10 protein-coding genes are annotated in these 12,929 nt (G+C 67.9%); 6 read left to right on the top strand and 4 right to left on the bottom strand.

Annotated features, from left to right (window positions below; translation table 11 throughout):
• Positions 1-45: 45 nt before the first annotated feature.
• A complete protein-coding gene (rpsF, locus tag ABZS71_RS16295; RefSeq protein WP_009716508.1) occupies positions 46-336 on the bottom strand; it encodes a 30S ribosomal protein S6 in 291 nt (96 codons plus the stop codon).
• A gap of 227 nt (positions 337-563) precedes the next feature.
• On the opposite strand from rpsF, the gene ABZS71_RS16290 reads away from it, so the two are divergent.
• The 3 genes from ABZS71_RS16290 to ABZS71_RS16280 all read left to right on the top strand — a co-directional run bounded on the left by ABZS71_RS16290 (position 564) and on the right by ABZS71_RS16280 (position 3,225).
• Positions 564-881 (top strand): hypothetical protein, encoded by a 318-nt coding sequence (locus ABZS71_RS16290; protein WP_355858761.1) that lies wholly within the window; start codon positions 564-566, stop codon positions 879-881.
• 115 nt (positions 882-996) lie between these two features.
• Positions 997-2,115 carry a peptidoglycan bridge formation glycyltransferase FemA/FemB family protein gene (locus tag ABZS71_RS16285; protein ID WP_355858764.1) on the top strand — a complete coding sequence of 373 codons (1,119 nt, stop codon included), beginning with the start codon at positions 997-999 and terminating at the stop codon, positions 2,113-2,115.
• A gap of 78 nt (positions 2,116-2,193) precedes the next feature.
• Positions 2,194-3,225, top strand: a complete 1,032-nt coding sequence (locus ABZS71_RS16280; RefSeq protein WP_355858767.1) for an alanine racemase — start codon at positions 2,194-2,196, stop codon at positions 3,223-3,225.
• A gap of 31 nt (positions 3,226-3,256) precedes the next feature.
• Here the strand turns inward: ABZS71_RS16280 and ABZS71_RS16275 are convergent, their stop codons facing one another.
• Positions 3,257-4,744: a glycosyltransferase 87 family protein gene (locus ABZS71_RS16275; protein ID WP_356210596.1), complete on the bottom strand. Its 1,488-nt coding sequence runs from the start codon at positions 4,742-4,744 to the stop codon at positions 3,257-3,259.
• A gap of 206 nt (positions 4,745-4,950) precedes the next feature.
• Positions 4,951-7,647 (bottom strand): transglycosylase domain-containing protein, encoded by a 2,697-nt coding sequence (locus ABZS71_RS16270; RefSeq protein ID WP_356210594.1) that lies wholly within the window; start codon positions 7,645-7,647, stop codon positions 4,951-4,953.
• A gap of 356 nt (positions 7,648-8,003) precedes the next feature.
• On the opposite strand from ABZS71_RS16270, the gene ABZS71_RS16265 reads away from it, so the two are divergent.
• The 3 genes from ABZS71_RS16265 (at position 8,004) to ABZS71_RS16255 (ending at position 11,286) form a co-directional block, all read left to right on the top strand.
• Positions 8,004-8,714 (top strand): PadR family transcriptional regulator, encoded by a 711-nt coding sequence (locus ABZS71_RS16265; RefSeq protein ID WP_355855096.1) that lies wholly within the window; start codon positions 8,004-8,006, stop codon positions 8,712-8,714.
• A 50-nt stretch (positions 8,715-8,764) separates the two neighbouring features.
• A complete protein-coding gene (locus tag ABZS71_RS16260) occupies positions 8,765-9,847 on the top strand; it encodes an inositol-3-phosphate synthase (protein WP_356210591.1) in 1,083 nt (360 codons plus the stop codon).
• A gap of 101 nt (positions 9,848-9,948) precedes the next feature.
• On the top strand, positions 9,949-11,286 hold the full coding sequence (locus ABZS71_RS16255; protein ID WP_356210588.1) for an MFS transporter: 1,338 nt from the start codon (positions 9,949-9,951) through the stop codon (positions 11,284-11,286).
• A 4-nt stretch (positions 11,287-11,290) separates the two neighbouring features.
• Here the strand turns inward: ABZS71_RS16255 and ABZS71_RS16250 are convergent, their stop codons facing one another.
• Positions 11,291-12,781, bottom strand: a complete 1,491-nt coding sequence (locus ABZS71_RS16250; RefSeq protein WP_355855087.1) for a CCA tRNA nucleotidyltransferase — start codon at positions 12,779-12,781, stop codon at positions 11,291-11,293.
• Positions 12,782-12,929 lie beyond the last annotated feature (148 nt).

The following is a 12,929-nucleotide window of genomic DNA, read 5'->3' as shown; positions in this document are numbered from 1 at the left end:
CTACTCGTTGCGATACGGCCCGAGGACCGCTGAGCGCTTACGCGGTCAGTGGGTCTCGGGACGGAGGACCTTGGTCCGGAGGACCGACTCGTTCAGGTTCAGCTGACGGTCGAGCTCCTTGACGACCGCGGGCTCGGCCTGCAGGTCGATAACCGAGTAGATGCCCTCGGGCTTCTTGTTGATCTCGTACGAGAGACGACGACGGCCCCAGGTGTCGACCTTCTCGACCTTGCCGTTGCCCTCGCGGATAACGGAAAGGAAGTTCTCGATCAGCGGGGAGACAGCGCGCTCCTCGAGATCGGGGTCGAGGATGACCATCACCTCGTAGTGACGCATGTGGAACCCACCTCCTTTGGACTCAGCGGCCACGGTCGTTCCGTGGCAGGAGGGTCGTAATGCGTTCCGCAACGGCGTCTGTACAGACACCACCGCGGACGGTACACAGTACCCGGCTCTCGCCCCCGGGTTGAAATCCGGGCGTCTTGGCCCGCAATCTGTACACATCGGGTGTGAGCGGCGTTACAGTTCGCCACCTTGCTCTATGTGCCTCCTGGAGGTGCCCCATGGCACAGGCAGCGCGATCCCAGCACGGCTTGCTCTCCTTTCTGGACACCGACGGCAAGTCGCATCCCCTCGAGAACACCGTCGCCGTGGCGACCCTGGTGATCGGTGCGATCGCCTTCATCACGGCTCATTTCACCAACCTCCACCTGGTCAGCTCATGGACCGGGCTGATCGGGATGATCACTGGTGCATGGGGCCAGCTGAGATCCGCGACCACCGGTGAGCGGTTCCTGTTGATCATCGGACTCGGCGCTTCGGCAGTCGGTTTCTACCTGGGCATGGCGCACGGAGGGCTCTTCGGCGGCCTGCTGGGCTGATCCCGGCTGAGCCTGGTCGCCCCAGGCCCAAACGGGGCGCGTCCCGGTCGCAGTAGGCTTCGGCGCGAGAGCCGGAGCCCCGACCCTGGGGATATACCTGCGAGGAGCGCCCCGCATGAGCCTGACCCTGAGGACGATCAGCCGAGAGCAGCATCTGGCGTATATCCAGAGCCTGCCCGCGGCCAGCCACATGCAGGTCCCGGCATGGGCTGACGTCAAGTCGGAGTGGCGCTCGGAGAATCTCGGCTGGTTCGACGCCACCGGCCGGCTCGTCGGCGTCGGCCTCGTCCTCTACCGCCAGCTGCCCAAGATCAAGCGGTATCTCGCCTATCTGCCCGAGGGCCCGGTCATCAACTGGTACGCGCCCAACCTCGAGGAGTGGATGCGGCCGATGCTCGCGCATCTCAAGCAGCAGGGCGCGTTCTCGGTGAAGATGGGCCCCCCGGTCGTGATCCGCCGCTGGGATGCCACCGCGATCAAGTCCGGCATCCAGAACCCCGACGTCAAGCGGCTGCGCGATATCGAGGCGACCCATATCGAGCCGCGCGCCTTCGAGGTCTCCGACCGGCTGCGGCGGATGGGCTGGCAGCAGGGCGAGGACGGCGGGGCCGGCTTCGGCGACGTCCAGCCGCGGTATGTCTTCCAGGTGCCGCTGGCGAACCGCTCGCTGGAGGATGTCCACAAGGGCTTCAACCAGCTGTGGCGGCGCAACATCAAGAAGGCCGAGAAGGCCGGTGTCGAGGTCGTCCAGGGCGGCTACGAGCATCTGGCCGAGTGGCAGCGGCTCTACGAGATCACCGCGGAGCGCGACCACTTCCGGCCCCGCCCGCTCAGCTACTTCCAGCGCATGTGGACGGCCCTCAACACCGAGGACCCCAACCGGATGCGGCTGTACTTCGCGATGCACGAGAACGAGGCCGTCGCCGCCGCCACCATGCTGATCGTCGGCGGCCACGTCTGGTACTCCTACGGCGCCTCCGCCAACCACAAGCGCGAGGTCCGGCCCTCGAACGCGATGCAGTGGCGGATGCTGCGCGACGCCTACGCACTGGGTGCGACGGTCTACGACCTGCGCGGCATCAGCGACTCGCTCGACGAGACCGATCATCTCTTCGGCCTGATCCAGTTCAAGGTGGGCACCGGTGGGCAGGCTGCCGAGTACCTCGGTGAGTGGGACTTCCCGCTCAACAAGCTCCTGCACAAGGCGCTCGACATCTACATGTCGCGCCGCTGACCGCGAATCGCTACTTCCCCACAAACGCTGCATACCTTCAATACACCGCGGCAACGAGAAAGGTTCCGGGACCGGCCAATGGCGCTCACCCTCTACGTCGACACCGCGCGCTGGCGGGCGCACCAGCAGGTGGTCATCCAGCAGTTCCCGGGGATAGTCCCGGTCTGCAAAGGCAACGGCTACGGCTTCGGCCACGAGCGGCTGGCCGAGGAGGCCGCCCGCGTCGGCTCCGACATCCTCGCGGTCGGGACCACCTACGAAGCCGCCCGGATGAAGGACTTCTTCAGCGGTGACCTGCTCGTGCTCACCCCCTTCCGCCGCGGTGAGGAGCCGGTGCCGCTGCCGGACCGGGTGATCCGGTCGGTCTCGTCGGTCGACGGCGTCTACGGCCTGGTGAACGCACGTGTGGTCATCGAGGTCATGAGCAGCATGAAGCGGCACGGCGTCACCGAGCAGGACCTGCCCAAGCTGCACGCCGCGATAGAGAACGTACGGCTGGAGGGGTTCGCCATCCACCTCCCGCTCGACCGCACGGACGGTATGGACGCGGTCGAGGAGGTCATCGCGTGGATGGACCGGCTGCGCGCCGCGCGGCTGCCGCTGCACACCATGTTCGTCAGCCATCTGAAGGCCGATGAGCTGGCGCGGCTGCAGCAGCAGTTCCCGCAGACCCGCTTCCGTGCGCGCATCGGCACCCGGCTGTGGCTGGGCGACCACGACTCGACCGAGTACCGGGGCTCGGTGCTCGACGTCTCACGCGTGGCCAAGGGCGACCGCTTCGGCTACCGCCAGCAGAAGGCGGCCTCGGACGGCCATCTGGTGGTCGTGGCGGGCGGCACGTCACACGGCGTCGGCCTGGAGGCTCCCAAGGCGCTGCACGGCGTGATGCCCCGCGCCAAGGGCGTCGCCCGCGCCGGCCTCGCGACCGTCAACCGCAACCTCTCGCCCTTCGTCTGGGCGGGCAAGCAGCGGTGGTTCGCCGAACCGCCGCATATGCAGGTGTCCATCCTGTTCGTGCCGGGTGATGTCCCGGCGCCGCAGGTGGGGGATGAGCTGGTGGCGCATCTGCGGCACACCACCACGCAGTTCGACCGGCTGCTCGACCGCTGAGTCCGCGTCGCCGGGAGGGGCTCGCCCGAGCTCACTCCCGGCCGACGCCCCAGTCCACCTGCGCCGCGCCCTCGTACCGCGCCGCGCGCCGCGCCTCGCCCAGGACGAACACGTCCGGAGCCTGGTCCAGCACGCCTCCCGACGGGTCGTCCGCCCCGTCCCGGCGCACCGGGTCCCGCTCCGGCATCAGCACGTCCCGTACGACCAGGGCACACAGATACAGCGTCCCCAGCAGATGCAGCGCTATCGCCAGCTGGTACCCCTCCGGGGGCAGCCCGCGGTGCTGCTCACCGCTGCCCGTGTACGCGAGGTACATCCAGATCCCGAGGAAATACATCACCTCGCACGCCTGCCACACCAGGAAGTCCCGCCAGCGCGGCCGCGCCAGCGCCGCCAGCGGGATCAGCCACAGGACGTACTGCGGCGAGTAGACCTTGTTGGTGAGGACGAAGGCCGCGATGATCAGGAAGGCGAGCTGGGCGAAGCGCGGGCGGCGCGGGGCGCACAGGGCGAGCGCCGCCACCCCGGCGCAGGCCAGCACCATCAGGAGGGTGGCGTAGGTGTTGACGTCCTCCATGGGGTTGCCGGTGCGCTGGGAGATGATCAGCCACAGCGAGCCGAAGTCGACCGGCCGCTCCTGGCTGAAAGTGTAGAAGGTCTTCCAGCCCTCGCGGATGTGCAGGCCCCCGCCCTGCCCGGTGATCATCACCGGTACGTTCACCACGAGCCAGGCGGCCACGGCCCCGCCGAACGCCGTACAGAAGGCCCGCCGGCGCCCCGCGCGCAGACACAGCACGAGCAGCGGCCCGAGCAGGAGTACGGGGTAGAGTTTCGCGGCCGTCGCGAGGCCGAGCAGCACACCGGCGGCCAGCGGGCGGCTGCGGGACCACATCAGCATGGCGGCGGCCGTGAGCGCGACCGCGAACAGATCCCAGTTGATGGTGGCGGTGAGCGCGAAGGCGGGCGCCAGGGCGACGAGCAGGGCGTCCCAGGGGCGGCGGCGGTGCGTACGGGCCACGCAGACGGCGATGACCGCGGTGCAGGCCATCAGCATGCCCGCGTTGACCATCCAGTAAATCTGCTCGCGGTCCTGGATGGAGCCGCCGTGCGGGGTCATCCACGATGCGACCTCCATGAAGAGGCCGGTGAGGACCGGGTACTCCAGGTAGTCCATCCCGCCCGAGACGCTGTCCGGTATGCGGTCGAAGTACGGCACCAGGTCGATGGCGAAGCCGCGGCCGTTGTAGAGGTGCGGTATGTCGGAATAGCAGGCGTGGGTGTACTGGGCGGTGGCGCCGTAGAACCAGCTGCCGTCGTAGCACGGCAGCTTCTGCACCATGCCCAGGGCGAACATGCCGATCGCGACGATCGCGATGATCCGCACCGGGGTCCACCAGCTCATGCCGAGCAGTGCCCGGCGCCCGGCCGGGCCGCCGATCAGCTCGCTGCCGGCCGCGGCCACCGAGTCCTCGGCGGTCGGCCGTACCGGCTGGGCCTGTGGGTCCTCGCGCACGCTCATGGCCCCATCCTGCCGTACGCGTCGCGCGTGAGGTGTCAGGACCGCCCCAGGGGCCCCTGAGCGCCCCCCGTACGCCGGAGAGGCGGCCAGCCGGGACGGGGGCCGCAAGGGGCGGAGAGGGCCGCACAGGGCCTCGAACGGCGGCCGCGCCGGAGCGGGTTTCGCTCCGGCGCGGCCGCCGGTGGGGTGTGCGGGTTTACGGGGGGCTAATCCTGCTTGCGGGAGCCGGTCGGGCCACCGAAGATGCCGCCGTTGTTGTTGCCACCCGGTGGCTCCGTGCTCGGCGTGGGCGACGTGCCGCCGGTATCCCCGCCGTTCGCGCCTCCGCTGCCGTTGGCTCCACCGTTCCCGCCGGCCCCGCCGTTGTTGTTGCACTTGAAGTCCAGCGGGTCACAGGTGTCCGTCGGGGACGGGCTGCTGGACGGCGACTCGGACGGCGACTCGGACGGGGTCTCGGAGGGCGTCTCCGTGGACGGGGTCGGCGTCGGCGACGAGGTCGTGGGCGACGGGCTCGCGTTGTCGCCGTAGATCTTGTCTCCTATCGGGATGGCCGACGGGAAATTCTTGACCGGCTTGCCCGCCATGGCCCCGCGCATGTAGTCGGCCCAGATCTGGGCCGGGAACGACGCACCGTGGATGGTCTTCTGGCCGCCCACACCGCGCATGGACTGGAAGACCTGGCTCTTGGCCTGGTCGTTCACCCGCCACATGCCGATCGCCGTGGACAGCTGCGGGGTATAGCCGGAGAACCAGGCCGACTTGTTCTCGTCGGTGGTTCCGGTCTTGCCCGCCACCGGACGGCCGATCTGCGCCGAGGTTCCGGTGCCCTTCTTGACCACGTTCTCCAGGACGTCTGTGACGTTGTTCGCCACATTCGCGTCGAACGCCTGCTTGAGCTGGGCGTGCTCCTTGTGGTTGTAGACGGTGCCGTTCTTGTCCTCGACCCGCTCGACCGAGTACGGATCGGCCTGCTTGCCGCTGGCCGCGAAGGTCGCGTACGACCCGGCGAGCCGGATGGCGCTGGGGGCCGAGGTGCCGAGCGAGAACGACGGGGTGATCGAGGACAGCTGCTCCTTGCTGAGGCCTGCCCTGAGGGCCGCGTCCCGCACCTTGTCGGTGCCAACGTCCATGCCCAGCTGGATGTAGGGGGTGTTCACCGAGAACTGCATCGCGGTGCGCAGGCTGATCGGGCCTTTGTCCTCGTCACCGTCGTTCCGCTGGTGCCACTCCTTGCCGTCCTTGTCGTGCCAGACGGTGCCGTCGTAGTCCCGCAAGGTCACCTTGTTGTCGCCGTCGTAGACGCTGTTCGGCGAGACCGGGGTGCGCTCGGAAGCAGGCTGCTCCCGGCCCCCCTTCGGATCACGGACGCCGTCGGTCATCGAGGCGGCCAGCACGAAGGGCTTGAACGTCGAGCCCACCTGCACACCGGTGTAGTCGGCGTTGTTGCGATAGTGCTCCAGCGCGTTCTTGCCGCCGTAGATCGCCAGGAGCTTGCCCGTCTTGGGCTCCACCGAGGCGCCGCCGAATTGCACGTATTTGTCCACAGCGCGCAGTTTCGGCTTGATGTTCTGTTTGCCGACCTTCTCGACCGCCGTCTTCAGCTGGTTGATCTTCTCGCGGTCGAACGTGGTGTGGATCTGATAGCCGCCCTTGTCCAGCTGCGACTTGCTGATGTCGGTGTTGGCGACGATGTAGTTGTCGGCGAGGTCGGTGAGATAGCCGATCTGGCCCTGCTTGTTCGTCGCCACCTTCGGGTTCCGCGGCTCCGGGAACCCCTTCCCGATCCACTGCTGGGCCTGGGCCTTGGACATCTTGCCCACCGCGGCCTCACGCTTGAGGATCCACGACCAGCGCGACTTGGCCCGCGCCGTGTTCGCCGCCTTGGTGGCGGTGGGGCCGTAGCCGCCGTTGGGGTCGTAGAGGTTCGGGCCGTTGAGCGTCGCGGCGAGGAAGGCGCTCTGGCTCGGCGTCAGGTCCTCGCAGTCTTTGTCGTAGTACGCGCGGGCCGCGGCCTGGCAGCCGTAGGCGCCGCGTCCGTAGTACGCGGTGTTCAGATAGCCCGCCAGGATGTAGTCCTTGTCCTTGGTCGCGCCCACCTTGATGGAGATGAACAGCTCCTTGATCTTGCGCGTCACCGTCTGCGACTGGTCGAGGTAGGTGTTCTTCACGAACTGCTGGGTGATGGTCGAACCACTCTGCGTCGCGCCGCCCCTGGCCATGTTGACCACCGCGCGCGCGATACCCATCGGGTCGACGCCGGAGTCCTGGTAGAAGCTGGCGTTCTCCGCGGAGATCACCGCGTTCTGCATGGACTTCGGGATCTTGCTCAGGGGCACGATCTGGCGGTTGAGATCGCCACCGCCGGAGACCACCATCTGCTTGCCGTCCCCCCAGTAGTAGACGTTCTTCTGGGTCTGGGACGCGGCCTGGGCCGAGGGCACTTGCACCACCATCAGCGCGATGCCCACGGCGCCGAGGAGTACCGCGACGAAGAAGATGAAGGTTCCCGTGACCAGTTTCCAGGACGGGACCCAGCGCCCGAAACCCGACTTGCCCGCGCGCGGGTAGTCGATAAAGCGCTTTTTGGCGGGATATTCATCGCCGCCTCCGCCACGCCCGCGACCGCCGCCGGTCGCGCGCCGGCCGCCGCCGCGGCCGCCGTGGCCCGCGCCGCCGGCGGCCGGGTCGGGCGCTCGTCTACGTCCACCGCCACGTTGGGCGGCGCGCCGGGCCTCTGCCCGGCTGCCGTAGGAAGGCTCTTCGCCGTGCGGGGCGGAGCCCGACCCGGCGGCGGCGTTGTGCGTCGGTGCTGCGCGACGGCCGGACGACTGCTGTCCGGCTCGCCGGGCCGCTGCTCGTCCGCCGCCCTGAGGCTGCGGCGACTTGCGACGGTGCTCGCTCATGGAACGACTTCTCCTCGGGCAGGCGCTATCGCCTGAAAGCGGCAGGTGGCTTCCGGTCCCCCCGACATGCGATCCGGTCGCACCAGGCAACCGGACGCACTGCATCCGGGACGAGGACGCATCGCGGCGTCACATGGTTCCCGTTGGTCTGCATGGCGAACAGAGTACGCACGGTCAAAACCCGCCCACCCGCCACCTTCGCTCCATAACCGTCAGATTGAGTGCCACGAATTGATGATGTGACGGCGTTCACCATGGCCCCTCTTGTCCCACCCGGATCGTGGTTCTATCGTCTGGATGTATCGAGTCGATACATCAGCTCGGCATAGGGACTTCAGGAGACGGGAGAGGCGGGAATGAGCAGACGCTCCGGCATCCTCGAGTTCGCCGTCCTCGGTCTGCTCCGAGAGTCCCCGATGCACGGATATGAGCTGCGCAAACGCCTCAATACCTCACTCGGGGTGTTCCGGGCGTTCAGCTACGGCAGCCTCTATCCCTGCCTCAAGACGCTGGTCGCCAACGGCTGGTTGATCGAGGAGCCCGGCAGCGCCCCCGAGGACGCTCTCGCGGCGACCCTCGCCGGTCGGCGGGCAAAGATCGTCTACAGATTGACGGCCGAGGGGAAGGAGCGGTTCGAGGAGCTGCTCGCCCACACCGGGCCGGACGCCTGGGAGGACGAGCACTTCGGCGTCCGCTTCGCCTTCTTCGGCCAGACGTCACGGGACGTACGGATGCGGGTGCTGGAAGGGCGGCGCAGCCGTCTGGAGGAGCGCCTGGAGAAGATGCGCGCCTCTTTGGCCCGCACCCGCGAGCGGCTGGACGACTACACCCTCGAGCTGCAGCGGCACGGCATGGAGTCGGTGGAGCGCGAGGTCCGCTGGCTGAACGAGCTGATCGAGAGCGAGCGGGCCGGGCGCGACCAGCGCAGCGGTTCCGCCGGGCAGGACCGGACGCCGGAGCAGGAGCCGCACCGGTCGCCTTCGCAGGACGAGTCAGGAGATGCGGACGGCCTGCCCCGGCACCGGGGTGGTTCCCGGCCGGATCCGTCCGACGACACCGCCAAGTGAGGCCCAGCACTCCGCAGGGCTTCGTCAAGTACACACAGGGAGCAACCGGAATGGGTTCGGTTCGTGTAGCCATCGTCGGTGTGGGTAACTGCGCCGCCTCGCTGGTGCAGGGCGTCGAGTACTACAAGGACGCCGACCCGGACGCCCGCGTCCCGGGTCTGATGCACGTGCAGTTCGGGGACTATCACGTGAACGACGTGGAGTTCGTAGCCGCCTTCGACGTGGACGCGAAGAAGGTGGGCCTGGACCTCGCCGACGCGATCGGCGCGAGCGAGAACAACACCATCAAGATCTGCGAAGTGCCGTCGACCGGTGTCACGGTCCAGCGCGGCCACACGCTCGACGGTCTCGGCAAGTACTACCGCCAGACCATCGACGAGTCCGAGGAGAGCCCGGCCGACGTCGTCCAGGTCCTCAAGGACAAGCAGGTCGACGTTCTGGTCTGCTACCTCCCCGTGGGCTCCGAGGACGCGGCCAAGTTCTACGCGCAGTGCGCCATCGACGCCAAGGTCGCCTTCGTCAACGCGCTCCCGGTCTTCATCGCCGGCACCAAGGAGTGGGCGGACAAGTTCACCGAGGCCGGTGTGCCGATCGTCGGTGACGACATCAAGTCCCAGGTCGGCGCGACGATCACGCACCGCGTGCTGGCGAAGCTGTTCGAGGACCGGGGCGTCGTCCTGGACCGCACCATGCAGCTGAACGTCGGCGGCAACATGGACTTCAAGAACATGCTCGAGCGCGAGCGCCTGGAGTCCAAGAAGATCTCCAAGACGCAGGCCGTCACCTCGCAGATCCCCGACCGCGACCTGGGCGCCGACAACGTCCACATCGGCCCGTCGGACTTCGTGGCGTGGCTGGACGACCGCAAGTGGGCCTACGTCCGTCTCGAGGGCCGCGCGTTCGGCGACGTCCCGCTGAACCTGGAGTACAAGCTCGAGGTGTGGGACTCCCCGAACTCCGCGGGTGTCATCATCGACGCGGTGCGCGCCGCGAAGATCGCCAAGGACCGCGGCATCGGCGGCCCGATCCTCTCGGCCTCCTCCTACTTCATGAAGTCGCCTCCGGTGCAGTACTTCGACAACGAGGCGCGGGAGAGCGTGGAGAAGTTCATCAAGGGCGAGGTCGAGCGCTGACACGCCGGCACACCCTGTGCGCATGAGCTGATCCTCGCCGCATGATCACGGGCCTTCGGGTAATACACCCGGAGGCCCGTGGTGTGTGTGAGGGTGGCGTCATGCCCGTTGTGCGTGATCTGCGCGTACTGCTGCAGCTGCGTGACTTCCGCCATCTTCTGGCCGTCCGCCTGCTGTCCCAGTCGGCCGACGGCGTCTACCAGGTCGCACTGGCCACCTATGTGGTCTTCTCCCCGGAGAGGCAGACGTCCGCCGCGGCCATCGCCTCCGCAATGGCCGTCCTGCTGCTCCCCTACTCCCTCCTCGGCCCCTTCGTCGGCGTCCTGCTGGACCGCTGGCGCCGTCGGCAGGTTCTGCTCTACGGCAATCTGCTGCGCTCCGGACTGGCCGCCGGAACCGCCGTGCTGGTCCTCGGCCAGGTGCCGGAGTGGCTCTTCTACGTCTCCGCCCTGTCGGTCACGGCCGTCAACCGCTTCGTTCTGGCCGGTCTTTCGGCGTCCCTGCCGCGGGTCGTCGACAGCCAGGAGCGCCTGGTCATGGCCAACTCCCTGTCACCGACGGCGGGAACGCTCGCCGCCACCGCGGGCGGCACACTGGCCTTCATCGTCCGGCTCTCAGGCCCGGGAGGCGCCTCCTCGGACGCGCTGGTGGTCCTGCTGGGCGCCGCGCTCTATCTCAGCGCCGGGCTCGCCGCGCTCCTGATGGCGCCCGGCCTCCTCGGGCCCGACCCGTCGGCGCTTCAGCCGCGCCTGCGGACGGCTCTGCTAAGCACCGCACGCGGTCTGGTCGCCGGAGTGCGCCATTTGCTGGAGCGCCGGGATCCCACCCTGGCGCTGACCGCGATGACGCTGATGCGCTTCTGCTACGGCGCGCTCACGGTGATGGTGCTGATGCTCTGCCGCTACGCCTGGGCCGACAACGACTCCGACGGTCTGGCGCTTCTCGGCCTCGCGGTCGGCGTCTCGGGCGCGGGCTTCTTCGCGGCGGCGTTGATCACTCCATGGGCGGTGGGCCGGCTCAGCCCCATCGGCGCCTCCCGGCCGGACGGCCAGCTCTCCTGGGTGATGGTGTGCTCGGGAACCGCGGCGATTCTGGAGCCGGGGCTGGGGCTGCCGTTCGAGCCCGCCCCGATACTGATCGCCGCCTTCGTTCTCGGGCTCGTCACCCAGGGCGCGAAGATCGCCACCGACACGGTGGTGCAGTCCGCGATCGCCGATGAATTCCGCGGCCGGATCTTCTCCCTCTACGACGTTCTGTTCAATGTCGCCTTCGTGGGAGCCGCCGGGGTCGCCGCCGTGATGCTGCCGCCGGACGGCGATTCGGCCCTTCTGGTGGTCGGTGTGGCGTTGATCTACGCGGCCACCGCACTGCTGGTCATGTTTCACGTGAAACATGACCCGCAGCGGCATGAGCGGGTCGATGTTTCACGTGAAACGTGATGCGTCAGCCCTGCTGCTGAGCCGCCCACCACTCCTTGAGCGCGGCGACGGCGTCATCCCGCTCCATGGGGCCGTTCTCCAGCCGCAGCTCCAGCAGATACTTGTACGCCTTGCCGACCTCGGGCCCCGGAGCGATCCCGAGAACCTTCATGATCTCGTTGCCGTCCAGGTCCGGGCGGATCGCGTCCAGCTCCTCCTGCTCCTGCAGCTGGGCGATGCGCTCCTCGAGCCCGTCGTAGGCACGCGACAGCGCCATCGCCTTCCGCTTATTGCGCGTGGTGCAGTCCGAGCGGGTCAGCTTGTGCAGCCGGTCCAGCAGCGGCCCCGCATCGCGCACATAGCGCCGGACCGCGGAGTCGGTCCACTCACCCGTGCCATAGCCATGGAAGCGCAGATGCAGCTCGACCAGGCGTGAGACATCCTTGATCAGCTCATTGGAGTACTTCAGCTTGGCCATCCGAAACTTGGTCATCTTGGCGCCCACCACCTCGTGGTGGTGGAAGGAGACCCGGCCGTCCTTCTCGAAACGGCGCGTCCTCGGCTTTCCGATGTCATGCAGCAGCGCGGCCAGCCGCAGCACCAGATCGGGCCCGTCGGTCTCCAGATCGATGGCCTGGTCCAGCACGGTCAGCGAGTGCTCGTACACATCCTTGTGCCGGTGATGCTCATCACGCTCCAGCTGCAGCGCCGGAAGCTCGGGCAGTACGCAGTCCGCCAGCCCGGTGTCGACGAGCAGCCGCAGCCCCTTACGGGGGTGGGCGGCGATGATCAGTTTGTTGAGCTCATCGCGCACCCTCTCGGCCGAGACGATGTCGATGCGGCCGGCCATCGCGTTCATCGCGGCGACCACCTCGGGAGCCACCTCGAAGTCCAACTGCGCGGCGAAGCGCGCGGCGCGCATCATCCGCAGCGGATCGTCGGAGAAGGACTCCTCGGGCGTCCCGGGCGTACGCAGCACCCGTGCGGCGAGGTCCTCCAGACCGTTGTGCGGGTCGATGAACTCCTTCTGCGGGAGCGCCACCGCCATGGCGTTGACCGTGAAGTCGCGACGGACCAGGTCCTCCTCGATGGAGTCGCCGTAGGACACCTCGGGCTTCCGAGATGTCCGGTCATAGGCTTCTGACCGGTAAGTCGTGATTTCAATCTGGAAGCTCTGACCTGGCCCGTTACCGTGAGGGGCGTCCTTGCGGCAGCCGACCGTGCCGAAGGCGATGCCGACCTCCCATACGGCGTCCGCCCAGGGCCGGACGATCTTCAGTACCTCGTCAGGCCGGGCGTCCGTCGTGAAGTCCAGATCGTTACCGAGGCGACCGAGCAGCGCATCCCGTACGGAGCCGCCGACCAGGGCGAGGCTGAACCCGGCCTGCTCAAAGCGGCGGGCAAGATCGTCGGCAACGGGCGAGACCCGCAGGAGTTCGCCCACGGCGCGGCGCTGCACCTGGCTGAGCTCATTGGTCGGCTGCGGGGATCGGCTGTCATTGTTGGCGTTCGGCACAACAGAATAGGGTACGTGGCCGCGCGCCTCGGGGCCTCCACGTTATCGGCGGACCCAAGGCCGTAACGATCTTGTGGAGGCCTCCACAGCACTTCGTCACAGCGGGCATCGTTACCATTTCGTGGACGCACATTGCGACGACCACTGA

The organism is Streptomyces sp. NPDC005393 (assembly GCF_040606675.1).
Taxonomy (GTDB): domain Bacteria; phylum Actinomycetota; class Actinomycetes; order Streptomycetales; family Streptomycetaceae; genus Streptomyces.
Note: the sequence above shows the minus strand (reverse complement) of the source record. Positions and strands in the feature narration are given on the sequence as shown.

Excerpts from the sequence above, each read along its gene's own strand:
- ABZS71_RS16275 (WP_356210596.1), bottom strand. The coding sequence starts at position 4,744 with ATGAGCGTGCGCGAGGACCCACAGGCCCAGCCGGTACGGCCGACCGCC.
- ABZS71_RS16290 (WP_355858761.1), top strand. The coding sequence starts at position 564 with ATGGCACAGGCAGCGCGATCCCAGCACGGCTTGCTCTCCTTTCTGGAC.
- ABZS71_RS16260 (WP_356210591.1), top strand. The coding sequence starts at position 8,765 with ATGGGTTCGGTTCGTGTAGCCATCGTCGGTGTGGGTAACTGCGCCGCC.
- ABZS71_RS16270 (WP_356210594.1), bottom strand. The coding sequence starts at position 7,647 with ATGAGCGAGCACCGTCGCAAGTCGCCGCAGCCTCAGGGCGGCGGACGA.
- ABZS71_RS16285 (WP_355858764.1), top strand. The coding sequence starts at position 997 with ATGAGCCTGACCCTGAGGACGATCAGCCGAGAGCAGCATCTGGCGTAT.
- ABZS71_RS16265 (WP_355855096.1), top strand. The coding sequence starts at position 8,004 with ATGAGCAGACGCTCCGGCATCCTCGAGTTCGCCGTCCTCGGTCTGCTC.
- rpsF (WP_009716508.1), bottom strand. The coding sequence starts at position 336 with ATGCGTCACTACGAGGTGATGGTCATCCTCGACCCCGATCTCGAGGAG.
- ABZS71_RS16280 (WP_355858767.1), top strand. The coding sequence starts at position 2,194 with ATGGCGCTCACCCTCTACGTCGACACCGCGCGCTGGCGGGCGCACCAG.
- ABZS71_RS16255 (WP_356210588.1), top strand. The coding sequence starts at position 9,949 with ATGCCCGTTGTGCGTGATCTGCGCGTACTGCTGCAGCTGCGTGACTTC.